The following is a 22,065-nucleotide window of genomic DNA, read 5'->3' on the forward strand; positions in this document are numbered from 1 at the left end:
GGCGCTCACTGGCCCGATTTGTGCCTGCCTTGCTGCACGTCACGGCGCACTTCCTGCACGGTGGACAGGAAATCCCAGAACTGGCGCGCCTGCTTCTTGAACTGGTAGTCCATCTCGCCCATCTGGTCCTCGACCAGGTCGGCCATGCGCGTGTCAAAGCCTGCGGGCGGCAGCTTCAGATAAGCCTCGGACTCGGAGCCATCGCGCTCCACGGTGGCGCCGGCCTTGCGGGCAATCTTCAGCATCGCGGTGTTCTCCGACAGTGCATGGATGAACAGCATCTGCACGCCCTTGGTGCGGGCGTCCATCGCGGCGCGCTCGAACAGTCGGCTGCCCAGCCCCTTGCCCCGGCCGGACTTGAGCACGGAGACGCCGAACTCTGCGCAGCTGGCCATGTCCGATGACGGTGGCGCATAGGCCACATGGGCCATCGCAATCAGCTTGAGGCTGCGGTTGTAGATGCCAAAGATCTCGTCACGCTCGAAGTTGAGCCCGTCCACATAGCGCTCAATCTGCGCATCGCTGGCCTGGTAGCCAAAACGCAGATAGCGGTCCTGCGCATCCAGGCTCAGCAGGTGGGCGAGGATGCGTGGGCGGTGACGCTCGCTGAGGGCGCGGATAGGAACCATAGAGGCGGAAGGTCGTGGCTTCTTGCCGTCGGGCTGCTGCGGGCTCTCGCCCCACCGGCCAAAGAAGGGGAAAAACGCCATCATGCCGTTCGCAACGGATGAAGGGAACCATTCTTTCGTCGTGATCATGGGGTAAATATACGGGTTAACCCGCGTATTATCAATCATGCTGCAATGCAGCATATTTCGTGCCTATGGCTTACCCCGCGCTTACAAAGGGTATTCAGCGCCCGCAGCCATGCGGCTTTGCGCCGGGCGCGGGCACTGGGGCATGCAGTTCAACGGGCCGCTCAACGGCCTGGCGATTGCAGCGCGGGTTGCGCTGGCGCAAAAAGTAATAGGTCTCAGACCCCGGGCAGCACTGGCAAAGCTGTGGTGAGCTTGACACGGTCCAGCACAAAGCTGGTCTTGCAATCCTGCACGGCGGGGTGGCGCAGCAAGGTGTCCAACACAAAGCGGCTGTAGTGCGCCATGTCGGCGACGACCACACGCAGCAGATAATCCATGTCGCCGGTCAGCGCCACGCACTCCACCACCTCGGGCCAGCTTTGCACGCTGGCGCGGAAGAGATCGAGCGGGTTGCGCTTGCTCGCCTCGGTGAACTTCTCCAGCCGCACATTGAGGTAGGCCGTCATCGACAAGCCCACCGCTTCGGGCTTGACCAGCGCCACATAGCGCTCGATGACCCCCACCTCTTCGAGGCGCTTGACCCGGCGCAGCACCGCGCTGGACGACAGGCCTACCTGCTCGCCCACGACGTCATAGGTCTCGCGGCCATTGAGCTGCAGGCGCTGCAGGATGGCACGGTCAAGCTTGTCCAGGGGGTAGGCAGTGGTGGTCATGGCAACGGTCCGGATGGTTTTGCTGCACCGCAGCAGCGCGACACAACAGGATCACGCAATTTTAATGCTTGATTTCCGGCAAGATCACATAAAACAGGCTTTACATGCGATAAGACTGGGATAAATCGCCAAAATGCTGCGCACCAAGGCCGGTACAGTGGAGCCACAGCAGCCAGCCGATGCTGGCGCCACCAGAGACGATCCACAGGAGACCCGCGATGACCGCCGCCATTCCCCACCAGACCATTGAGTTCACGACCTGGGACAACCCCATGGGCACCGACGGTTTCGAGTTCATCGAATATGCCGCACCCGATCCGGTCGCGATGGGCAAGGTCTTTACATCGATGGGCTTCAAACCCGTCGCGCGCCACCGCCACAAGAACGTGACCCTGTACCGCCAGGGCGAGATCAACTTCATCATCAACGCCGAGCCCGACAGCTTTGCCCAGCGCTTTGCCCGCCTCCACGGCCCCAGCGTCTGTGCCATCGCCTTCCGCGTGCAGGATGCCAAGGCCGCCTACGAACGCGCACTGGGCCTGGGCGCCTGGGGCTATGCCGGCCAGGCCGGCCCGGGCGAGCTGAACATCCCCGCGATCAAGGGCATTGGCGACAGCCTGATCTACCTGGTGGACCGCTGGCGCGGCAAGAACGGCGCACAAGCCGGTGACATCGGCAACATCGGCTTCTTCGATGTGGACTTCGAGCCGCTGCCCGGCGTCAGCGCCGAGGAAGCGCTGAACCCGCATGGCCATGGCCTGACCTATATCGACCACCTGACCCACAACGTGCACCGTGGCCGCATGGACGAATGGGCCGGCTTCTACGAGCGCCTGTTCAATTTCCGCGAGATCAAGTACTTCGACATTGAAGGCCAGGTCACCGGCGTCAAGAGCAAGGCCATGACCAGTCCCTGCGGCAAGATCCGCATCCCCATCAACGAAGAGGGCAAGGAAAAGGCCGGCCAGATCCAGGAATACCTGGATATGTACAACGGCGAAGGCATCCAGCACATCGCGATGGGCTCGGACAACCTCTATGAAACCGTGGACCGGTTGCGTGCCGGCGGCGTCAAGCTGCTCGACACCATCGACACCTACTACGAGCTGGTCGACAAGCGCCTGCCCGACCATGGCGAGGACGTGGCCGAGCTGAAAAAGCGCAAGATCCTGATCGATGGCACCGGCCAGAAGTTGCTGCTGCAGATCTTCAGCGAAAACCAGCTCGGCCCCATCTTCTTCGAGTTCATCCAGCGCAAGGGCGACGACGGTTTTGGCAATGGCAATTTCAAGGCGCTGTTCGAGAGCATTGAGCTCGATCAGATGCGCCGTGGGGTGCTATAGGAAAAATTGAACGGTCGCAGCATTGATATTCCTTAATTTGCCATGCGGCCTCTCTATACTGCGGAGCGATTTATCAATCTGGAAACAATTGTGAAACGCTCCGTCACCTTCGCCGCCATTCTGTCTGGTTTCATGTTGGCTGCCAGCGCGCAGAACGCCAGCCAGCCGCTGACCTTCGTGGTCCCCTACCCCGCCGGCGGCCCGCTGGACACCTCGGCCCACCTGCTGGCCCAGGGTGCTGAAAAGCAGTTGGGCGCCATCACGGTGGCCAACAAGCCGGGCGCGGGCGGCGCCACCGGCGCAGCACTGGTGGCCCATGCCAAGCCCCAGGAAAACATGGTGCTGATGGGCGCGGTGGCCACGCATGCGGTGCTGCCCTACCTGGGCACGCCCCCCCAGTACGACGCACAGAAGGACTTCAAGCCGCTGATCCTGGTAGCGCGCGTGCCCAACGTGCTGGTGATGAAAAAGAGCCGCGCCGACCAGCTGGGCATCAAGACCACCTCGGAGATGGTGGCCTACATCAAGGGCCACCCCGGCACGTTGAAGATGGGCTCGGGCGGCAACGGCAGTATCGGCCATATCTCCGGCGAGATGCTCAAGTCGCTGGCCAACCTGCAGATGCCCAGCGTGCCTTATGCCGGCGCCGCACCGGCCCAGAAGGCCTTGCTGGGGGGCGAGATCGATGTGGTGTTCGACAACCTGGCCTCGGCCCTGCCGCTGATCAAGTCCGGCGAACTGCTGGCACTGGCGGTGACGACCTCGGACCGCAATGTTGCCTTGCCCCAGGTGCCGCCGGTGAACGAAGCGGTGCCGGGCTTTGATGTGTCCACCTGGTTCGGGGTATTTGCGCCCGCCAGCCTGCCTGACCAGGAAGCACAGAAGTACGCCTACGCGTTCCAAGGTGCGCTGACCGACCCGCGCTTCAAGGCCGAATACCTGAAGATGGGCATTGGCCCGGAAGACATGCGCCTCAAGGAGCTGTCGCACTTTGTTTCGCAGGAAGGACGCAAGTTTCAGTTTCTGATCAACACGATCAAGATCAAGGCCAACTGAGCGCCTGCAGCCCATCAACTGCGGGTGCCCGGCTGGTCTCTATAAAAAATGAAGGAGCACAGCATGGGACAAGCACCTGTGGTTTATGGACAATCCGACCGCCCACCCCGCGGCGACTACAGCCGTGCGCAGGAGGACTACACCTGCGCGCAAGATTACGCCGCCTACACCGAGGCCGACCACGACACCTACCGGCGTCTGTATGCGCGCCAAAAGGCTTTGCTGCCGGGGCTGGCGAGCCAGGCCTTCATCGATGCGCTGCCCTCGCTGGGCGTTGAAGACCGCATTCCCCGCTTTGAAGACATCAACCAGCGCCTGCGCCAGGCGACAGGCTGGGAGATCGTGGCCGTACCGGGCCTGATCCCCGAAGTGCCATTCTTCAGCCTGCTGGCCAACCGCAAGTTCCCGGTCACCGACTGGATCCGCAAGCCCGAAGAGTTCGACTATGTGGTCGAGCCCGATATCTTCCATGACCTCTTCGGCCATGTGCCCTTGCTGTTCAACCCGGTGATTGCCGACTATGTGCAGCGCTACGGCCAGGGCGGGCTCAAGGCCGAGCGCCTGGGTGCCTGCGAAATGCTCAGCCGCCTGTACTGGTACACGATCGAGTTCGGCCTGATCCGCGAGCAAGGGGAGATCCGCGCCTATGGCGCCGGCATCCTGAGCTCATCGGGTGAGCTGCAGCATGCCGTCACCAGCCCGCTGCCCCAGCGCCTGCCGCTGTCGCTGGAGCGCACGATGCGCACCCGCTACAAGATCGACACGTACCAGCAGACCTATTTCGTCATCGACGATTTCCAGCAGCTGTTTGACATGACCGAAGGCGACTTCACCCCCGTGTATGCCGCATTGCGCGGCCTGCCGGAGCTGGCAGCAGACGCGCGCGGCTGATACCAGGCGCGCGCCGCTCAGCGGTAGCGCTTGCAGGTCTGGGACGGCAGCTCGGCAAACAGCGCCTTGTACTCCTGCGCAAAGCGGCCAAAGTGCCAAAAGCCCCAGGCCAGTGCGGCATCGGACACGCTGCTGCCCTGCTTGATCGCGCGGCGTGCACCATTGAGGCGCACCGCGCGCAGATAGCTTTGCGGCGAGATGCCCAGCACTTCCTGGAACGAGTACTGCAAGGCCCGGCGGCTCACCGCCAGCGCCTGGCACAGGTCTTCCACCGTCAATGAGCCATCGGCACCGGTCGCCACCACCCGCTCCCGCGCCAGGCTGACGATATGCGCACGCCGCTGGTACGACAGCTGTTCATCGGCCTCGCTGCCCACCCCATCGCGCAGCACGGCGGCAATGGCGGCCAGCACATCGCCGGCCATCTCGTCGAGCTGCTGGGGCGGCAAGGCCCCGGGCGCCGTCTGCGCCAGGCACTGCTGCATGTCGGACAGCAGAATCGGCAGGCGCCAGCGCTCATGGGCCGACACCGGCCGCAGATGCGGCTGCGCCAGCTGGGCCTGCAGCTGCTCGCGCTCGCTGGCGGTCAGGTAGGGCTCCAGGCTTCCCTGCTCCACGACAAAATCAATGATCTCCAGGCCACCCGGCGAGACAAACTCGAAGGGGCCATCGCCCGAAAACACAATCGCATGCCCTTCGCTGCAGGAGCGGTTGCAGAACATGGTGTTGCCCGGAATGCTGCTGGGCAGCCCGATGGCCAGTTGCCCGGCGCGCAATGCCCCGGTCTGGTGCAGTGCCTGGCTGGAGAACTCGCGCCAGGCCTGGATGGGCCCCAGATGCAGGCTGGTCACCCGGCCCTCGAAGCTGCCCGCTGACAGCTGCTCATAGCGCTGGTTCCAGCCCTGCAGCAGGGCCGCCTGCTCGTCGACATCACAGGTCTGCGCCACCTGCGCCGCTGGCGCGCCTGCAGCGGCGCTGTGCTCCGCCCGGCGGCTGCTCAGCGTGGGCGATGGACAAGGGGCGCTCAAGGACATGGAGGCGCTGTGGCGTGGCGAGGCATACCGGCATGGTCATGCAAAAAGCGGACCAAGGTCAACCCAGCCTTCCCCTGATCCAGATTTGCCGAAATCGGATAGAGCGCAGCCCGCATTCTTGCCACCATGGGAAGCACCACAGTTCACGAGGTAGGCCATGGCCGATAACGCAACCCCTGCAGGCGCCAGCGCCGCGCACCCGAGCAACTATTTCGAGCAGCGCCAGCTGCGGCGCGGCGCCGCCGGCTGGCTGCTGCTGGTCGGCCTGGGCGTGGCTTATGTCATCTCGGGCGACTATGCCGGCTGGAACTTCGGCCTCAAGACCGGCGGCTGGGGCGGCCTGCTGGTGGCCTCGGCGCTGATGGCCACGATGTACACCTGCATGTGCTTTGCGCTGGCCGAGCTGGCCACCATCGCCCCCACGGCCGGCGGCGGCTATGGCTTTGCGCGGCGCGCCTTTGGGCCCTGGGGTGGCTTTCTCTGCGGCGTGGCAATCCTGATGGAGTACGCGATTGCACCGGCGGCCATCGCCACGTTTATCGGCGCCTACTGCCAGTCGCTGTTCGGCATCGATGGCTGGATGGTCTACCTGGGCTTCTATGCCGTCTTTCTGGGCATCCACATTTATGGCGCCGGCGAGGCCCTGCGCCTGATCTTTGCCGTTACCGCGCTGGCCGTCGTTGCGCTGGTGGTCTTCATCGCCGCGATGGTGCCGCATTTCCAGGTCAGCAACCTGTTCGACATCGCCCCCACCGACGCCTGGGGCGCGAGCGACTTTCTGCCGTTTGGCTACCTGGGCATCTGGGCCTGCATTCCTTATGGCATCTGGTTCTTTCTGGCGGTGGAGGGCGTGCCGCTGGCCGCCGAAGAAGCGCAGGACCCGCGCCGCGATCTGCCCAGGGGACTGATCGGCGCCATCGCCGTGCTGGTGCTGTTCTGCGGCCTGATCCTGGTGCTGGCACCGGGCGGCGCCGGTGCAGCGGCCTTGATGAACTCGGGCAACCCGCTGGTCGAGGCGCTCGAATCGAGCAAGGTGCTGGGTGGCCCCAGCTGGATCAGCCGCTTCGTCAATTTTGTCGGCCTGGCCGGGCTGATTGCCAGCTTCTTCTCGATCATCTATGGCTACTCGCGCCTGGTGTTTGCGATGTCCCGCGCCGGCTACCTGCCCCGGGGCTTGTCGTTGACCACCCAGCGCAAGACGCCCTACCTGGCGCTGCTGGTGCCCGGCGCCATCGGCTTTGCGCTGTCGCTGACCGGCCAGGGCGATCTGCTGATCCTCGTCGCGGTGTTTGGCGCCACGATCTCCTACGTGATGATGATGGCCGCGCACATCTGGCTGCGCATCAAGGAGCCCAACCTGCCCCGCGCCTACCGCACCCCGGGGGGCGTGTTCACCTCGGGCATCGCGCTGGTGCTGGCCTGCATCGCCGTGGTGGCCGGTTTTCTGGTCGATCCCCGGGTTCTCATTGGCGCCGTCATCGTATACGCTGTCTTCGTCGCCTACTTTGCGCTGTACAGCCGCCACCACCTGGTGGCCGACGCCCCCGGCGAGACAACCCCCTGAGGAAGCGCTGCAACCATGCCCCATTCCCATACCGTTGGCGCCGAACGCCATGTGTTTGCATCGCTGCGCGAGCTGATGGCCAAGGCCACACCGGCCCGCTCGGGCGACAACCTGGCGGGCGTCGCGGCCCGGCATGACACCGAGCGCGTCGCCGCGCAGATGGCGCTGGCCGATCTGCCGCTGGCCCACTTCCTGCAAGAGGCACTCGTGCCCTATGAGAGCGACGAAGTCACCCGCCTCATCATCGACAGCCATGACCGCGCCGCCTTTGCCCCGGTGGCGCACCTGACGGTCGGCGGCTTTCGCGACTGGCTGCTGTCCGATGCCGCCCATGAAGCCGCGTTGAGCGCACTGGCACCGGGCCTGACCCCGGAGATGGTGGCCGCCACCTCCAAGCTCTGCCGCAACCAGGACCTGATCCTGATCGCGCAGAAATGCCGCGTGGTCACCCGCTTTCGCAATACCATCGGCCTGGCCGGCCGCATGTCCACCCGCCTGCAGCCCAACCACCCCACCGATGACCCCTCTGGCATTGCCGCCAGCCTGCTCGACGGCCTGATGTATGGCAATGGCGATGCCGTCATCGGCATCAACCCGGCCAGCGACAGCATCGCCGCCGTCAGCACCTTGCTCTTCATGCTCGACGAGGTCATCCAGCAGTACCAGATTCCCACGCAGTCCTGCGTGCTCACCCATGTGACCACCAGCATCGAAGCCATCGGCCGTGGCGTGCCGGTGGACCTGGTGTTCCAGTCCATCGCAGGTACGCAGGATGCCAACCGCAGCTTTGGCATTGACCTGGCCTTGCTGCAAGAAGGCTATGACGCGGCGCAGAGCCTCGCACGCGGCACGGTCGGCAACAACGCCATGTACTTTGAAACCGGCCAGGGCAGCGCGCTGTCGGCCGGCGCCAACCATGGGCTGGACCAGCAGACCTGCGAGGCGCGCGCCTATGCGGTGGCGCGCAAGTTCCAGCCGCTGCTGGTCAACACCGTGGTCGGCTTTATCGGCCCCGAGTACCTCTATGACGGCAAGCAGATCATCCGCGCCGGGCTGGAGGACCATTTCTGCGGCAAGCTGCTGGGCCTGCCGATGGGCTGCGACATCTGCTACACCAACCATGCCCAGGCCGACCAGAACGACATGGACGTGCTGCTGACCTTGTTCGGCGTGGCCGGCATCAACTTCATCATGGGCATTCCGGGCTCGGACGACATCATGCTGAACTACCAGACCACGTCCTTCCACGACGCGCTCTACCTGCGCAAGACCCTGGGCCTGCGGCCCACGCCGGAGTTCGAAGCGTGGCTGCAGACCATGGGCATTGCCCAGTCCGGGGGCCCAGGCCTGCGCCTGGCCGATGGCCTGCCCGCCCCCTTCTCGCAAGCGCTGGCCCAGCTCAACTGACCGCTGCCCATGTCCCTACGCCCCTCCGCCCCCGCACCGCTGCCCGCCGCCGCCGAGCCCGCGAGCGCGACCGTCACCCCCAACCCCTGGGAGCGCCTGCGCCAGTTCACCAGCGCCCGCATTGCACTGGGACGCGCCGGCACCAGCCTGCCTACGCGCGCGCACCTGGACTTTGCGCTGGCCCATGCCCAGGCGCGCATGGCCGTGCATACCGAAGTGGATATGGACCTGCTCGCTGGCGAGCTGCAGACACTGGCGCCGCCGGGCCAGCCAGTCCTGCGCCTGCATAGCGCGGCGCAGGACCGCCCCACCTACCTGCAGCGGCCGGATCTGGGCCGGCGCCTGGACACGGCGTCGCGCAGCCTGCTCCAAGGCCTGCCGGGCGCCCCGGCCGATGTGGTGTTCGTCGTCGCCGATGGCCTGTCATCGCTGGCGATCGAGCGCAATGCGTGGCCCTTTCTGCGCCAGATGCTGCCGGCACTGGCTACGCACTGGCGCATCGGCCCGATCAGCGTGGTGCGCAATGCCCGGGTGGCGTTGGGCGATGAGATAGCGGCGGCGCTGGGCGCCTCACTGGTGGTGGTGCTGATCGGCGAGCGCCCGGGCCTGAGCTCTCCCGACAGCATGGGCTTGTACATGACCTGGCAGCCCCGCCCGGGCATGACCGACGAGTCGCGCAACTGCATCTCCAATGTGCGCGAACAGGGGCTGAGCTATGCGCAGGCGGTGCACAAGCTGCACTACCTGATGCAGCAGGCGCGCCAGCGCCAGCTCTCGGGCGTGCAGCTCAAGGACGAGTCCGATACGCTGGCCGCGCCCGAGCAGGCTGGCCAGCCCTTTGTGCTGGCCCCCACTGCTGCGCAGCGGCCCCGTTGACGCCTGGGTGCCAGCCGGCCATGCGCCGCCGGTGCTTGTCTGCTAGGCTGGGGGGTCAGACCATGTTCACCCCCGCCGCCAGACCCCACCATGCCCGCCTCCGCCCTGCCGCTGCCCGCCGGTCTCCAGTTCCTTGAGCGCGGTTGGCTGTCCGCCAACAATGCCGTGTTTGTGCGCGGCGTCACGGCGGTGGTTGACACCGGCTACTGCAGCCATGCCGAGCAGACCGTGAGCCTGGTCGAGGCCAGCCTGCAGGGCGCGCCGCTGCAGCGCATCGTCAACACCCATTTGCACAGCGACCACTGCGGCGGCAATGCCGCCTTGCAGCAGCGCTGGCCCCAGGCCCGCACCGGCATTGCACCCGGCCATGCGCAGGCCGTCGCCGATTGGGACGAGCACCAGCTGAGCTACCGCCCCACCGGCCAGGACTGCCCGCGTTTCCGGATGGACGAGGTGCTGCAGCCCGGCACCTATACCCCGCTGGGCGAGCAGCGCTGGCAAATCCATGCCGCGCCCGGCCATGATCCGCATTCGGTGATTTTGTTCGAGCCCGCCTCGCGCACCCTGATCTCGGCCGACGCGCTCTGGGAGAACGGCTTTGGCGTGGTCTTTCCGGAGATCGAGGGCACCGCAGCCTTTGACGAGGTGGCTGCCACCTTGGATGTGATCGAGCGCCTGCAGCCCCGCCTGGTGCTGCCCGGCCATGGCAGTGCGTTCAGCGATGTGGCCACCGCATTGCAGACCGCGCGCCAGCGGCTGGAGCGCTTTGTGCAAAGCCCCGAGCGCCATGCGCTCTATGCCGCCAAGGTGCTGCTCAAGTACAAACTGCTGGAATGGCAGCAGCGGCCGCTGGCGCAGGTACAGGCCTGGCTGGCCGCCACACCCTACTACGGCCTGCTGCACCAGCGCTACTTTGCCGACCAGGACCTGGCGCAGTGGCATGCATCGCTGGTGGCCGACCTGGAGCGCTCAGGCGCCGCACGGCGCGAGGGCGCGCTGCTGGTCAACCAGTAAGCCTCTTCGCTCTCAGGGCAGCTCTTTGGACAGGTCCGGCTCGCCCTCGGGCTTGGGGCCCACCGAGCCCAGGCGCGCACGCAGCGACTGGGGCTGGCCGGTCAGAATGGCCGCGTAGCTGGTCGTGTTGGAGAGCACCTTTTTCACATAGTCGCGCGTCTCGGCAAAGGGCACGTTCTCAGCCCAGATGGCACCGTCCAGCACCGGGCCATTGCGCCAGTTGCGCGGCCGGCCGGGGCCGGCGTTGTAGCCAGCCGCAGCCAGCGCCATCGAGCCGTCGAAATCGTCCAGCGCCAGCTTCAGGTACGCGGTGCCCAAGGTGATATTGGTGTCGCGGTCGTTGATGCTGGCCGGCGTGAAATCGGTCATGCCGATCTTGCGGGCGGTCCAGCGGGCGGTGGCCGGCATGATCTGCATCAGGCCCGAGGCGCCGACGCCGGAGCGCGCATCCATGATGAAGCGGCTTTCCTGGCGGATCAGGCCGTAGACATAGGCGGGATCCAGCCCGATCTCACGCGAGCGGCTGACCACGGCTTCCTTGAACGGCATCGGGTAGCGCTGGCCCACATCGACCACCGTCTTGGTGCGCTCGCTGGTGTTGATGCAGCGGTCCCAGATCTGGCGCTGGCAGGCCAGCTCGGCAGCGGCCAGCAATTGGGCATCGTCCATGCCGCCGCGCTGGTGCAGATTGGTCATGTAGTTCCACTCGCGCACGCCTTCGCTGCGCAGCCCCAGCTGGATCGCATAGAGCGCACGTGCCAGGCCCGCATTACTGCGCACCGACTCACGCGCCTGCGCATCGATAGGCACCGGCTGCGCCGGGATGACGATGGGCTGGCCCAGCTCTTCCTGCGCCAGCTGCTCGTAGAAGCCTTGCGTCCCGGCAATCTTTTGCAGCAGTTGGCGCGACTGCTGGGTCTGCGCCTCGCTGATGCGCCCGGCCTGCAAGGCCTTGGCCTGCCAGTACATCCAGGTCGGGTCTTCGCGCTCTTCGGCGCTCATCGCCTCGATGCTCTTGCGCACCTGCTGCCACTGGCCGGCCCGCAGCGCGGCGCGGGTCTTCCAGGCCAGCAGGTCGTCGCTCAGGTTGGCATCCTTGCCGACCTTCGCGAAGCTGGTCATCGCATCGGGCGACAGCCGCGTCGCCTGGGTCTTGCCGATCACTCCCCAGACCCAGTCACGGCGCGGCTGCGTCAGCAGCTCGTTCCAGCGGCCCTCCATCAAGGTCGCTGCGCCATCAGGGTTGTCCGCGGCCAGCTTGATCAGCGCCAACGTGGCCAGCTCCTGCTGCTCCTTCGAAGAGGTCTTGGCCTGGGCCGTCAGGAATTTGCTGGGCGATTGCAGCATCGTGGCAAACGCGGGCAGTTGCATGGGGGCGACCACTTCCACCGCAGCGCGGGCGGCGCGGGGGCGGCCCGCCTCCATCGTCTGGCGCGCCCTGCGCCAGATGTCATCGGCCTGCAGGCCGCCGGCAGAAAACAGCTCGGACGCCGCCAGGTTGCAGCCATCCTCCGAATCGCGCTGCGCATACCAATTGCTCTTGACCGTGTTGGCCAGCGCCTCGCGCTCGCCGCCCTTGGCCAGATCGATCACTGCCGCATAGCAGCGCAGTTCGCGGTCGTCGCCCATGCGGAACGCCGGGTACATCGCATCGAAATTGCTCCAGTCGCGGCGCTGGCCCAACAGGCGCAGCCAGTCGTTGCGCAGCCGGTCTTCCTGGTAGGTGCCGGCCCAGCGGGTCAGAAAGGCCTGCACTTCGTCCTGCGTGGCCTCGTTCAGGCGGGCACGCAGCTCCCAATAGGCGGCCCAGGGCTCCAGCACATGGCCGCGCGCATTGGGCAGCAGCTGGGTGAGCTTGTTCTTCTCGCGTTTGCGGAAGGCCTGCTGCATGTCAACGATCACATCGTCATTGACCATGCCGCTGCTGACCGACGGACTTGACTGCAGTTGCACAGGCGTTTGCACCGAGGTCTGCGCGGCCGTCGCGCCCTGCAAAATCGTCTGCGCAGCCAGCGGCCAGGCGCTGCAGGCCAGCAAGGCCGCCATCAAGGGGGTGAAAACATTCCGACGCATAGCCGCTCCAGGTTGCAAGACGGCGGCGCTATCCAGCGGCGCCCAGGTGAACCCTAAAATCATACACACCGCCACCGCCGCCGGCAGCCACAAGGTCGGCAATCCGAGGCATCCGCTTACATGCCCTTACTGAATCCACCCCAAGCGGTCCCCACGATACCTGGTTTTCACGGTAACCCATTTGCCGGGAGCAGCAGTTTTGGGTGTCAGAATGGCTGACCCAGCGTGTTTCTGTAGGGATATTTGCAATGGATAAAAAAGCCGTGCGCCAAGCGCTCATCGAACAGCGTCTGCATATGCCCGATCGTCTGGAGCGCGCCGAACAGCTCCAGCAAGTGCTGCGTTTTTGGCTGATGGAACGCCAGGATGCCGTCATCGGCGCCTACTGGCCGATCAAAGGCGAGTTTGATCCGCTGCCAGCGCTGCACCGCTGGAAGGAAGACGGTGCGCTGATGGACGAGCCCAAGCTGCGCCGCATCGCCCTGCCCGTCGTCAACAAGCAGCACAAGACCTTGAGCTTCCATGCCTGGTACCCCGGCTGCCCGATGGAGATGGACGCCTACGACATCCCCAAGCCGCAAAATACCGAACTGGTGGTGCCGACCCTGCTGTTTGTGCCCTGCGTGGGCTATGGCCCGGGTGGCTACCGCCTGGGTTACGGCGGCGGTTTTTATGACCGCACGCTGGCCGCGCTGGAGCCACGCCCCTTCACCGTCGGCCTGGGCTTTACCAACGGCTTTGTCGACGACTTCGAGCCCGAAGCCCATGACCTGCCGCTGGATGCCATCCTCAATGACAACGGCGTGGTGTGGCCGCTGGGCGCGTCCTAGGCACTGCTACGCCCCTTGGGAGCCTGTGCCTGCGGTGTCAAACCTAGCACCCTCTGCACCTCCCCTGCCGGGGTCTGAGCGCGGTAGCGGATGCTCCGCACTCGTTCCATAGGGCGGGAGTTCTGCACAGGGCCCCGAACGTTTTCATCCATTAATCAATTGAGATCATGCTGCAGCTTTATATCGGCAACAAAAATTACTCCTCCTGGTCCATGCGCGCCTGGGTGCTGCTGCGCCAGGCAGGCATCCCGTTCGAGGAAAAGCTGATCCGCTTTGATGGCTTTGACAGCCAGTCCGAATTCAAGCGCACGATGACGGCCATCAGCCCCACCGGAACGGTGCCGCTGCTGCGCGATGGTGATATCAGCGTCTGGGACAGCCTGGCGATTGCCGAGTACGCGGCCGAGCAGTTCCCGGACAAGCAGCTCTGGCCCCAGGACAAGGCTGCCCGCGCCAGCGCCCGCAGCATCTGCGCAGAGATGCACGGGGGCTTCACCGCACTGCGCAGCGCCTGCCCGATGAACATCGAAGCCGATCTGGCCGAAGTCGGCCGGATCGTCTGGCGCGACAACGCCGCCGTGCGCAAGAACGTCGAGCGCCTGTGCAGCATGTGGAGCCACCTGCTGGCCCAGCATGGCGGGCCCATGCTGTTTGACCAATTCAGCATCGCCGATGCCTACTACGCGCCGGTGTGCTCGCGCTTCAAGACCTACCAGTTGCCGGTCCCCGGCGAGATCGCCGCCTATATCGAGCGCGTGCACCAATTGCCCGGCGTCAAGGCCTGGATCGATGCGGCGCTGGCCGAGCAGGATTTTGTCGCGGTGGACGAGCCCTACCGCGCCGAGCGCTGAGGGCCGCCAGCCTCCCCGTGGTGTCACAAAGCTTGCGGCCGGTACACCCGCGCATTCAGCGGGGCATTGACGCTGATGAGGTACGCAAAACGTTCGTCCTCCGGCAGCAAACGCTGGACCGCTTCAAACAGCTCGGCATGCGCCAGATTCTGGCGCAGCAGCGCTTGCACCTGGGGCACATCGGCCGTCCACGCACTGCGGCGCAATGCGCGTTCTGCGACCTCGTCTGCACGCAGGTGCGCATAGACATAGACCAGACCATGGGCCATCGCCTGCCACTGCGCAGCCGATACCTGCCCGCTGCGCAGCACATGGTCTTGCAGGGCCTCTTCGGTGGCTGATTGCTGGCTCTCCCGTTGTGCATCGTAGACGGCCTGCCATTGCTGCTCGGTCAAGGTCGGCACGGTACTGCCCACGGCAGCGGCATCCTGCAACGCCATGCGCTTCCAGGCCTCCAGGCCGGGCATGGGTTGCGCCAGCTGAAAATCCATCATCTCCGCATACATGCGGGCATTGAGCTGGCGCAGATTTTTGGGGGTGGCAGCGACCACCGCAGAGGGCGAAGGCTGGGCCTCCAGCCACTGCGTCAGCTCCTGCATGGCCGTATCGCGCGGAAACTGGCGGTACTGGACATGGCGGGGATAGTGGTCGGCCTGGAACACCGGGTTGGTGCCCGCCCCCAGCGCGGCGCCCTCCCCATAAAACCGGATCACATCGGCAGAGAAATAGCGGTCCGCCAGCTCCAGCACCAGGCCAGACTGCCGTTTTGCGCATGCGTGCCCGCCCAGATCTTGACACCAGGCATTTCATCCACCGTGTAGCGCCCAGCCGATGCATAACCGAGGGCCTTGCATTCCTCTATCACCTTGCGCACCTGCGGGTCGCTGAACTGCAGCTTGTCCAACTGCATCGTGATGCGCGCCACCACGCCTTGCGGGGCGCTGCCCAGCGCCTGGGCGTGCCTGAGCATGCGCGAAAAATACCAGCGCATGCCGAACTTGAGCAGCACCCACAGACCGGCAAACGTCAATGCCATGGTCACCAGCACCACGCCAATGGTTGTCCACATAACCCCCCCTCCCTCTTTGTCATATGTTGGATCGGCCTCTGAGGCCAGCCCGGCAGCATAGCGAGGAAGTGCTGCTAATGCAAAGAGCTTATATGGTTGGTGAATACATCATGGCTCAAGCAGCGTCTGCAAGCCCCTCGGCCCCTGCGGCGGGATCGGCCACAACGGCGCGCAGCGAACCGAGCGGCGCAGCGCATGGCGCTGAGCGCCCTGCAGACTTTGAACGGGTTCCTAGACCGAAGTGCTGGAGTGACGGGGCTGGCGGGCCTGGTCCAGGCTGGCCTGCAAGGCCGCGATCAGCTGCTGGCTCACCAGCTTGACCACCGGGCCCGGCGGCCGGGTGGCGTCCACCGCCACGCTGATGTCCTGCGGCTCGGCGCCCTGGTCGCGAATGGGGATGAACACCAGCGCACCGGCCGCCAGTTCGGGCGCCACATCCAGCTCCGAGGTAAAGATCAGGCGCTGCCCGCCCAGCGCCAGCTGTTTGACCAGTTGCAGCGAATTGCTTTCGACAAAGCCCCGCGCATCCTTGAACAGCCAGCTGAACTGCGCCTCCAGCAGGCGGCGGATGGTGATGGCGCGGCTTTGCAGCGCGATCGGGTAGGCGGTGGCCTCCTGAAAACTGACGGTCTTGCGCCCGGCCAGCGCATGGCCCGGAGCCACGACACAGCCCAGCGGCAGCTGGGCTTTCCACAGCACCAGCAGCTCACGGCGTGGCGCCAGGTTGAAGATGGCGGCCAGGTCGGCCTTGCCGGTCATCAGCGCGGTCTCGGCATCGTCGGGGGTGCTCAGCTCGACGGACAGGCTGACCAGCGGGTGCTCGGCATTGAGCGCCTCGACCAGCGCTGGCAACACGCCGGTGGCATGGCTGTCCATCGCCACCAGCGACACATGGCCCTGGTGGATGCCCTGAATGCGCCGCACCTCGGCCACCATGCGGGTCTCATCCTGGCGCCAGCGGCGGGCCATCGTGATCAGCGCGTCACCGGAGGCCGTCAGCCGCATGCCGCGCGGCATGCGCTCGAACAGCGGAACGCCCAACTCCTCCTCCAGCGCCAGAATCTGGCGGTTGATGGCGGAGGCAGCCACATGCAACTCGCGGGCAGCCTTCTGGATCGAGCCCGAGCGGGCGACCTGGTCCGCATAGCGCAGCGCGGTAGGTACAAGCGAATGGCGCATAAGGGGTCTCTCCGGAATGCCGCGATTGTACTAATTTTGCGTATGCATCATTGCCAAACCTATGATGGACGGCAATGCTCTGCAGCCCTAGCATGGGCTGCATGACACCTGCTGAACGCCTTGACTACCTCAACCATTGCAGCCCCGACGACTTCTGCGCAGCGATGGCCGACATCTGGGAGCATGCGCCCTGGGTGGCAGCGCAGACCGTGGCGCTGCGCCCCTTTGCCAGCGCCGATGCCTTGCACAGCGCCATGCTGGCCGTGGTCGCCGGTCTGGATGAACCGGCGCGCATCCGCTTTTATGCGGGCCACCCGGAGCTGGGCGGCGAGCTGGCCCGAACAGGGGCGATGAATGCCGCATCCACCGACGAGCAGGCCAGCCTGGGACTGGGCCAGCTGCAGGCCGCCGAGGCCCAGCGTTGGGATGGTCTGAACCGCGCCTACCGTGAGCGCTTTGGCTTTCCCTTCATTCTCTGCATCCGCAAGCACAGCCTGGCATCGGCCTTGCTTGTGTTCGAGCAGCGCCTGGGGCACACCCGGCAGAGGGAGCTGCAACTGGCGCTGAACGAGATTGCGGCCATCAGCCGCCTGCGGCTCGCGCGTTACCTGCAGGAAGCCGATCCCGCCCCGGTCTGCACGCATTGACTTTTCAGGAGTGTTCACCATGCATCGTCGTCTCCACCTTATCAGCCTGGCCGCATCGCTGGGTCTGCTGGCCTTCAGCGCGCAGGCGCAGACTGCCAGCTATCCGAACCACCCCGTCAAAGTGGTGGTCGCCCTGCCCGCAGGCGGCGGTGTGGACATGATCGCGCGCCTGGTGGGCCAGCAGCTGCAGGCCGGCACCGGCCAGCCTTTCATCGTCGACAACCGCGCGGGCGCCTCAGGCCGCATCGGCCTGCCGGCCGTTGCCAAGGCCAGCCCCGATGGCTACACCCTGATGGCCTCGCCGGCGTCCTTTCTGACCACCAACAAAAGCATCTTCAAGGACCTGCCCTACGACCCGCAGGCCGACTTTGCGCCCATCACCAAACTGGCGAACCAGGCCATGGTGCTGGTGGTCAGGGACCGCAAGAAATTCCCCAACGCCGCTGCCGTGCTGGCCGCTGCCAAGGCCCAGCCCACCGTCGTGACCTATGCCAGCTCGGGCGAAGGCAGCCCCCAGCATCTGGCGGCGCTGATGTTCGAGACCCGGGGCCAGCTGCAGATGACGCATGTGCCGTACAAGGGCGGCGCCCTCGCCATCAACGACATGCTCGGCGGCAATGTGGACCTGCTGTTTGCGCCGTTGCCCGAAGCCCTGCCCCACCTCAAATCGGGCAAGCTCACGGCGCTGGCGCTGATGAGCGACAAGCGCTCGCCGTTGATTGCCGAGGTGCCGACGATGGCGGAGGCCGGCATTCCCGACATGGTGATGCAGACCTGGATCGGCCTGCTGGCCCCGGCGCGCACGCCGCGCCCGATTGTCGATGCGCTCAACCGCCAGGTGCAGGCCATCTTGCTGCGCGATGACATCAAGCAGCAGTTGCAGGACGTGGGCATGGAAGTGGCGCCCACGACACCGGAGCAGTTCCAGCAAACCATTGCGCAGGAGATCAGCCTGCATGCACAGCTGGTCAAGGCCGCAGGCCTGGTGCCGCAATAGCGCAAAAAGACCAGGGGCCTGGCCCCTGGTCCTCGTCGATTGCTTCATCGCGGCCCGTGTTCAATCTCCAACGGACGCTCAGATTCCCTTGGATGAGGGGTTGGCAAAGGCATCACGCGTTTCGGCGTTCAGCGGGTAGTTGATGTTGATGCCCTTGGGTGCAATCGGCGACATGAACCAGCGGTTGTAGAGCTTTTCCATCTCGCCCGATTGCATCAGGCCGGTGACGGTCTCGTCCACCAGCTGCTTGAAGGCCGGGTCGTCATTGCGCAGCATCAGGGCCTGGTTCTCGGTGCGCAGGCTCTCGCCAACGATTTCGTAGTTCTGCGGATCGCGCGCATTGGCGATCTGGCCGGCCAGCAGGATATCGTCCAGCACAAAGGCGGCAGCCTTGTCGCCCTGCACCAGCAGGAAGGACTCGGTATGGTCCTTGCCCGGCACATTGGTGATGTCGAGCTTGCTGGCACGGTCGGCCTGGCGCAGCAGGCGGAACGACGTGGTGCCGGTGGTGGTGGCCACCGACTTGCCCTGCAGATCGGCAATGCTCTGGATGCCCGAACTCTTCTTGACCAGCATGCGCACGTTGTAGCGGAAGATGTCCGGCGAGAAGGCCACCTGCTTTTGGCGCTCCACCAGGTTGGTGGTCGAGCCGCATTCCAGATCCACCGTGCCGTTTTGCACCAGCGGAATGCGGTTAGCCGACGTGACGGCCTGGTAGTTCACCTTCAGCGCCGGCAGCTGGAGCTTGGTTTTGACCGCCTCCAGGATGTGTGCGCAGATGTCCATGCTGTAGCCGATGGGCTTGAGGTTGGCGTCCAGGTAGGAGAAGCCGAACGAGGCCTCGCGGTAGCCCAGCGTGATGGCGCCCGAGCTTTTGATCTTGTCCAGCGTGCTGCTGCTTTGCGCCATCGCCGCCACGGACGCACACGCCAGCGCCGCCAGTGCCACCGCGCGCTTCACACCCATTTTTCCTTGCATAACCATCATCCTCCTGGCACCCCATTGGTACCGGCCAGTGCCTTGCGGCGTTTCAGAACTTTTGCTCCTTATTTATTTTTTTTGGATCATATGTTCCATATCGCACAATAGCTACCCGTGATTTCCCTAAATCTGAAGAAAGACCCGCCGCCATGGGCGTAATCGACCAACTGCGAGACCGCTTTGCCTCCCTGAGCCCTTCGCTGCAGCAAGTGGCGCGCTATGTGCTCGACCACCCCAATGATGTGGTGACCCAATCGATGCGCACCGTCGGCCAGCATGCGCAGGTGCCGCCCACCACCTTGGTGCGCTTCGCCCAGACCTGCGGCTTTGAGGGCTGGAACCCGTTCAAGCAGGCGCTGACCGCTGACATGGGCCTGGCCAGCGAAGCGGGCAACCAGTATGGTGAGCGGGCCCGCAGCCTGATGGGCCGCGCGCGCGACAAGCAGCTCACCGCCGAGATGTTTGCGATGCAGCGCAGCAACCTCGACCTGACCGAGCAGCACAGCGCAGCGCGCCTGGTGACCGCCGCCAAGCTGCTGGAAAAAGCCGGCCAGGTGCATGTGATGGGCATGCGCGCCTGCTTTCCGGTGGCCTTTTCGCTGGTCTATGTCTACCGCCTGTTTCGCCGCTCGGTGCATCTGCTCGAAGGCATGGGCGGCGTGCGCGAGATGCAGCTGCGCGCGATCGACCAGGGCGATGTGCTGGTCGCCATCAGCTTTGCGCCTTACTCGCAGGAGACCGTGCATGCGGTGGAACTGGCCCGTGCGCGAGGCTGCAAGGTGCTGGCCTTGACCGACAGCCTGGCCTCGCCGCTGTCACTGGCGGCCGATGAAACCCTGCTGTTTGCCGTCAACAGCCCCTCCTTCTTTCCCTCCGTCACCGCTGCCCAGGCGCTGTCCGAATCGCTGCTGGAGGTGCTGGTCAGCCGCGCCGGCCCGCAGGCGGTGGCCCGCATCGAGTCGGCCGAGGGCGAGTTGCACGACAGCGGCGTCTATGTGCAGCCGGTACGCAAGTAAACTCGTGCGATGAAAACATATATGGTCGGCGGCGCAGTGCGGGACCGCCTCTTGGGACTGCCGGTGAATGACCACGACTGGGTGGTCGTCGGCTCCACGCCCGAGGCCATGCTGGCCCAGGGCTTTGTGCCGGTCGGCAAGGATTTCCCGGTCTTTCTGCATCCCCGCACGCATGAGGAATATGCGCTGGCCCGCACCGAGCGCAAGTCCGGCCGGGGCTACCGGGGCTTCAGCATCGCTACCTCGCCCGATGTGACCCTGGAGCAGGACCTGGCCCGGCGCGACCTGACGATCAATGCGATGGCCGCCCCCGTCGGCTGGAATGGCAGCGACCCGGTGACCGACCCCTATGGCGGCCAGGCCGATCTGCAGGCCCGGGTGCTGCGCCATGTGACCGAGGCCTTCCGCGAAGACCCGGTGCGCATCCTGCGCTTGGCGCGCTTTGCGGCGCGCTTCCATGATTTCTCCGTCGCCCCGGAAACCGTCGCGCTAATGCGCCAGATGGTGGCCGATGGCGAGGTCGATGCGCTGGTGCCCGAGCGCGTCTGGCAGGAGCTGGCGCGCGGCCTGATGGAGGCCCGGCCCTCCCGCATGTTCGAAGTGCTGCGCGATTGCGGCGCACTCGCCCGCCTGCTGCCCGAACTGGACCGCCTTTGGGGCGTGCCCCAGCGCGCCGACTACCACCCCGAGGTGGATACCGGCGTCCACGTGATGATGGTGCTGGACCGCGCCGCCCAGCTGGATGCGCCGCTGCCCGTGCGCTGGGCCTGCCTGGCGCATGACCTGGGCAAGGGCACGACGCCGGCCGATGTGCTGCCCCGCCATATCGGCCATGAGGAGCGCAGCGTCGACCTGGCCCGCCAGGTACAACAGCGCCTGCGCGTTCCCAGTGACTGCGCCGAACTGGCGCTGGTGGTCGCCGCCGAGCACGGCAATATCCACCGCAGCCCGGGCATTGCAGCCGCTGCCGTCGTGCGCCTGCTCGAGCGCTGCGACGCGTTCCGCAAACCCGATCGCTTTGCGCAGGCGCTGCTGGCCTGCCAGTGCGATGCGCAGGGGCGGCTGGGGCTGGAAGACAAGCCCTACCCGCAACGCGCACAGCTGCTGCGCCTACTGGCCGCCGCGCAAGCCGTCAGCACCAAGGAAGTGGCAGAACGCGCCGCCCGCACCGGCCGCCAAGGCGCCGAGATTGGCGCGATGGTGCATGAGGCGCGTTGCCAGGCGGTGGCACAGGAGATGAAGGCAGAGCAGTAATGGCTTTTAGAAATTTACTGACGCCCACGCTGTACCTGCGCATTGCACCCGATTCGGTCCTGATCCGCAGCAGCAACAGCGATGCCGTATGGAGCGATGAGGCGGTGCTTGCCTTGCGGGCAGGCCCCTCGACCAGTGTTTTGGCCGCTGGTGCTGCAGCACGGTTGGCAGTGGCGCAAACCCCGGGAGCCATTCTGTGCAAGCCGTTTGGTCACCCCCGTTGCCTGATCAGCGATTACACAGCAGCGGAGGCGTTTCTGAAACATGCGCTGCTGTCCTATCTCAAGCTCAGGCGCGTCAATCGCTGGTTGATGCCTTCGCCACACATGTTGCTGCATCCTTGCCCTTCGCCCGCCCAGGCAGTGGGGGATCTGACAGGGGTAGAGCACCGCGCCCTGCGAGAGCTGGGCCAACGCTGCGGGGCCCGCAATGTGGAGTTAATGGCATCTGCAGCCCTGAGCGAAGCACAGATTCAGGCACTGATGCAAAGAGGGCCTGTTCGTGGCTAGCCC

At 65.3% G+C, this 22,065-nt stretch carries 22 protein-coding genes; 14 read left to right on the plus strand and 8 right to left on the minus strand.

Annotated features, from left to right (window positions below):
• Window positions 1–5: 5 nt before the first annotated feature.
• Together MJ205_RS17220 and MJ205_RS17225 are read right to left on the minus strand one after the other, a co-directional pair.
• Window positions 6–758: a GNAT family N-acetyltransferase gene (locus tag MJ205_RS17220; RefSeq protein ID WP_239809579.1), complete on the minus strand. Its 753-nt coding sequence runs from the start codon at window positions 756–758 to the stop codon at window positions 6–8.
• Between the two features lie 215 nt (window positions 759–973).
• Complete coding sequence (locus MJ205_RS17225; protein WP_239809580.1) at window positions 974–1,471, minus strand: Lrp/AsnC family transcriptional regulator; 498 nt, start codon at window positions 1,469–1,471, stop codon at window positions 974–976.
• Between the two features lie 218 nt (window positions 1,472–1,689).
• On the opposite strand from MJ205_RS17225, the gene hppD reads away from it, so the two are divergent.
• The 3 genes from hppD (at window position 1,690) to phhA (ending at window position 4,761) form a co-directional block, all read left to right on the plus strand.
• On the plus strand, window positions 1,690–2,814 hold the full coding sequence (hppD, locus tag MJ205_RS17230; protein WP_239809581.1) for a 4-hydroxyphenylpyruvate dioxygenase: 1,125 nt from the start codon (window positions 1,690–1,692) through the stop codon (window positions 2,812–2,814).
• Window positions 2,815–2,904: 90 nt separating this feature from the next.
• Window positions 2,905–3,870, plus strand: a complete 966-nt coding sequence (locus MJ205_RS17235) for a Bug family tripartite tricarboxylate transporter substrate binding protein (RefSeq protein WP_312411237.1) — start codon at window positions 2,905–2,907, stop codon at window positions 3,868–3,870.
• 63 nt (window positions 3,871–3,933) lie between these two features.
• The gene (gene phhA / locus MJ205_RS17240; protein WP_239809582.1) at window positions 3,934–4,761 is read left to right on the plus strand and encodes a phenylalanine 4-monooxygenase; all 828 of its coding nucleotides are present in this window, start codon (window positions 3,934–3,936) and stop codon (window positions 4,759–4,761) included.
• A gap of 17 nt (window positions 4,762–4,778) precedes the next feature.
• On the opposite strand, the gene MJ205_RS17245 is transcribed toward phhA, so the two are convergent.
• Window positions 4,779–5,795 carry a helix-turn-helix domain-containing protein gene (locus MJ205_RS17245; RefSeq protein WP_239809583.1) on the minus strand — a complete coding sequence of 339 codons (1,017 nt, stop codon included), beginning with the start codon at window positions 5,793–5,795 and terminating at the stop codon, window positions 4,779–4,781.
• 157 nt (window positions 5,796–5,952) lie between these two features.
• Here MJ205_RS17245 and eat point away from each other — a divergent pair, with 157 nt between their 5' ends.
• The 4 genes from eat to MJ205_RS17265 all read left to right on the plus strand — a co-directional run bounded on the left by eat (window position 5,953) and on the right by MJ205_RS17265 (window position 10,656).
• The gene (gene eat / locus MJ205_RS17250; protein WP_239809584.1) at window positions 5,953–7,359 is read left to right on the plus strand and encodes an ethanolamine permease; all 1,407 of its coding nucleotides are present in this window, start codon (window positions 5,953–5,955) and stop codon (window positions 7,357–7,359) included.
• Window positions 7,360–7,374: 15 nt separating this feature from the next.
• Window positions 7,375–8,766, plus strand: a complete 1,392-nt coding sequence (locus MJ205_RS17255) for an ethanolamine ammonia-lyase subunit EutB (protein ID WP_239809585.1) — start codon at window positions 7,375–7,377, stop codon at window positions 8,764–8,766.
• 9 nt (window positions 8,767–8,775) lie between these two features.
• On the plus strand, window positions 8,776–9,642 hold the full coding sequence (gene eutC, locus MJ205_RS17260) for an ethanolamine ammonia-lyase subunit EutC (protein WP_239809586.1): 867 nt from the start codon (window positions 8,776–8,778) through the stop codon (window positions 9,640–9,642).
• Between the two features lie 90 nt (window positions 9,643–9,732).
• Complete coding sequence (locus MJ205_RS17265; protein ID WP_239809587.1) at window positions 9,733–10,656, plus strand: MBL fold metallo-hydrolase; 924 nt, start codon at window positions 9,733–9,735, stop codon at window positions 10,654–10,656.
• A gap of 12 nt (window positions 10,657–10,668) precedes the next feature.
• On the opposite strand, the gene MJ205_RS17270 is transcribed toward MJ205_RS17265, so the two are convergent.
• Complete coding sequence (locus MJ205_RS17270; protein ID WP_239812779.1) at window positions 10,669–12,573, minus strand: lytic transglycosylase domain-containing protein; 1,905 nt, start codon at window positions 12,571–12,573, stop codon at window positions 10,669–10,671.
• A gap of 404 nt (window positions 12,574–12,977) precedes the next feature.
• Between MJ205_RS17270 and MJ205_RS17275 the strand changes: the two genes are divergently transcribed.
• Window positions 12,978–13,559, plus strand: a complete 582-nt coding sequence (locus MJ205_RS17275) for a 5-formyltetrahydrofolate cyclo-ligase (protein ID WP_239809588.1) — start codon at window positions 12,978–12,980, stop codon at window positions 13,557–13,559.
• 167 nt (window positions 13,560–13,726) lie between these two features.
• Window positions 13,727–14,410: a glutathione S-transferase family protein gene (locus tag MJ205_RS17280; protein WP_239809589.1), complete on the plus strand. Its 684-nt coding sequence runs from the start codon at window positions 13,727–13,729 to the stop codon at window positions 14,408–14,410.
• A 23-nt stretch (window positions 14,411–14,433) separates the two neighbouring features.
• On the opposite strand, the gene MJ205_RS17285 is transcribed toward MJ205_RS17280, so the two are convergent.
• From MJ205_RS17285 to MJ205_RS17295, 3 genes are all read right to left on the minus strand, one after another.
• The gene (locus MJ205_RS17285; RefSeq protein ID WP_239809590.1) at window positions 14,434–15,159 is read right to left on the minus strand and encodes a hypothetical protein; all 726 of its coding nucleotides are present in this window, start codon (window positions 15,157–15,159) and stop codon (window positions 14,434–14,436) included.
• Window positions 15,120–15,479: a hypothetical protein gene (locus MJ205_RS17290; protein ID WP_239809591.1), complete on the minus strand. Its 360-nt coding sequence runs from the start codon at window positions 15,477–15,479 to the stop codon at window positions 15,120–15,122. Before MJ205_RS17290 ends, MJ205_RS17285 begins: the two co-directional genes overlap by 40 nt.
• Window positions 15,480–15,710: 231 nt before the next feature.
• Window positions 15,711–16,658 carry a LysR family transcriptional regulator gene (locus MJ205_RS17295; protein ID WP_239809592.1) on the minus strand — a complete coding sequence of 316 codons (948 nt, stop codon included), beginning with the start codon at window positions 16,656–16,658 and terminating at the stop codon, window positions 15,711–15,713.
• A gap of 101 nt (window positions 16,659–16,759) precedes the next feature.
• Between MJ205_RS17295 and uraD the strand changes: the two genes are divergently transcribed.
• Entirely contained in the window at window positions 16,760–17,305 is a 546-nt protein-coding gene (gene uraD, locus MJ205_RS17300) for a 2-oxo-4-hydroxy-4-carboxy-5-ureidoimidazoline decarboxylase (RefSeq protein ID WP_239809593.1), read from the plus strand.
• 19 nt (window positions 17,306–17,324) lie between these two features.
• Complete coding sequence (locus tag MJ205_RS17305; protein WP_239809594.1) at window positions 17,325–18,302, plus strand: Bug family tripartite tricarboxylate transporter substrate binding protein; 978 nt, start codon at window positions 17,325–17,327, stop codon at window positions 18,300–18,302.
• Window positions 18,303–18,380: 78 nt separating this feature from the next.
• On the opposite strand, the gene MJ205_RS17310 is transcribed toward MJ205_RS17305, so the two are convergent.
• Complete coding sequence (locus MJ205_RS17310) at window positions 18,381–19,268, minus strand: amino acid ABC transporter substrate-binding protein (protein WP_239812780.1); 888 nt, start codon at window positions 19,266–19,268, stop codon at window positions 18,381–18,383.
• 164 nt (window positions 19,269–19,432) lie between these two features.
• Between MJ205_RS17310 and MJ205_RS17315 the strand changes: the two genes are divergently transcribed.
• From MJ205_RS17315 to MJ205_RS23795, 3 genes are read left to right on the plus strand one after another with little or no spacing between them, the layout of a single operon-like run.
• Window positions 19,433–20,299 (plus strand): MurR/RpiR family transcriptional regulator, encoded by an 867-nt coding sequence (locus MJ205_RS17315; protein WP_239809595.1) that lies wholly within the window; start codon window positions 19,433–19,435, stop codon window positions 20,297–20,299.
• A 9-nt stretch (window positions 20,300–20,308) separates the two neighbouring features.
• Window positions 20,309–21,553, plus strand: coding sequence for a multifunctional CCA addition/repair protein (locus MJ205_RS17320; protein WP_239809596.1), 1,245 nt, complete (start codon window positions 20,309–20,311; stop codon window positions 21,551–21,553).
• Window positions 21,553–22,062, plus strand: a complete 510-nt coding sequence (locus MJ205_RS23795; RefSeq protein ID WP_409450715.1) for a rod shape-determining protein — start codon at window positions 21,553–21,555, stop codon at window positions 22,060–22,062. The genes MJ205_RS17320 and MJ205_RS23795 overlap by 1 nt, the downstream gene beginning before the upstream one ends.
• The last annotated feature ends 3 nt before the right edge of the window (window positions 22,063–22,065 follow it).

Source organism: Comamonas sp. B21-038, assembly GCF_022387135.1.
GTDB lineage: Bacteria > Pseudomonadota > Gammaproteobacteria > Burkholderiales > Burkholderiaceae_C > Comamonas > Comamonas sediminis.

Bases quoted from the DNA above. Each gene is read 5' to 3' on its own strand.
- MJ205_RS17305 (WP_239809594.1), top strand. From the start codon at position 17,325: ATGCATCGTCGTCTCCACCTTATCAGCCTGGCCGCATCGCTGGGTCTG.
- MJ205_RS17280 (WP_239809589.1), top strand. From the start codon at position 13,727: ATGCTGCAGCTTTATATCGGCAACAAAAATTACTCCTCCTGGTCCATG.
- MJ205_RS17265 (WP_239809587.1), top strand. From the start codon at position 9,733: ATGCCCGCCTCCGCCCTGCCGCTGCCCGCCGGTCTCCAGTTCCTTGAG.
- MJ205_RS17310 (WP_239812780.1), bottom strand. From the start codon at position 19,268: ATGGGTGTGAAGCGCGCGGTGGCACTGGCGGCGCTGGCGTGTGCGTCC.
- MJ205_RS17245 (WP_239809583.1), bottom strand. From the start codon at position 5,795: ATGTCCTTGAGCGCCCCTTGTCCATCGCCCACGCTGAGCAGCCGCCGG.
- hppD (WP_239809581.1), top strand. From the start codon at position 1,690: ATGACCGCCGCCATTCCCCACCAGACCATTGAGTTCACGACCTGGGAC.
- eat (WP_239809584.1), top strand. From the start codon at position 5,953: ATGGCCGATAACGCAACCCCTGCAGGCGCCAGCGCCGCGCACCCGAGC.
- MJ205_RS17220 (WP_239809579.1), bottom strand. From the start codon at position 758: ATGATCACGACGAAAGAATGGTTCCCTTCATCCGTTGCGAACGGCATG.
- MJ205_RS17320 (WP_239809596.1), top strand. From the start codon at position 20,309: ATGAAAACATATATGGTCGGCGGCGCAGTGCGGGACCGCCTCTTGGGA.
- uraD (WP_239809593.1), top strand. From the start codon at position 16,760: ATGACACCTGCTGAACGCCTTGACTACCTCAACCATTGCAGCCCCGAC.
- phhA (WP_239809582.1), top strand. From the start codon at position 3,934: ATGGGACAAGCACCTGTGGTTTATGGACAATCCGACCGCCCACCCCGC.
- MJ205_RS17255 (WP_239809585.1), top strand. From the start codon at position 7,375: ATGCCCCATTCCCATACCGTTGGCGCCGAACGCCATGTGTTTGCATCG.
- MJ205_RS17275 (WP_239809588.1), top strand. From the start codon at position 12,978: ATGGATAAAAAAGCCGTGCGCCAAGCGCTCATCGAACAGCGTCTGCAT.
- MJ205_RS17225 (WP_239809580.1), bottom strand. From the start codon at position 1,471: ATGACCACCACTGCCTACCCCCTGGACAAGCTTGACCGTGCCATCCTG.
- MJ205_RS17290 (WP_239809591.1), bottom strand. From the start codon at position 15,479: ATGTGGACAACCATTGGCGTGGTGCTGGTGACCATGGCATTGACGTTT.
- MJ205_RS17270 (WP_239812779.1), bottom strand. From the start codon at position 12,573: ATGGTCAATGACGATGTGATCGTTGACATGCAGCAGGCCTTCCGCAAA.
- MJ205_RS17315 (WP_239809595.1), top strand. From the start codon at position 19,433: ATGGGCGTAATCGACCAACTGCGAGACCGCTTTGCCTCCCTGAGCCCT.
- MJ205_RS23795 (WP_409450715.1), top strand. From the start codon at position 21,553: ATGGCTTTTAGAAATTTACTGACGCCCACGCTGTACCTGCGCATTGCA.
- MJ205_RS17295 (WP_239809592.1), bottom strand. From the start codon at position 16,658: ATGCGCCATTCGCTTGTACCTACCGCGCTGCGCTATGCGGACCAGGTC.
- eutC (WP_239809586.1), top strand. From the start codon at position 8,776: ATGTCCCTACGCCCCTCCGCCCCCGCACCGCTGCCCGCCGCCGCCGAG.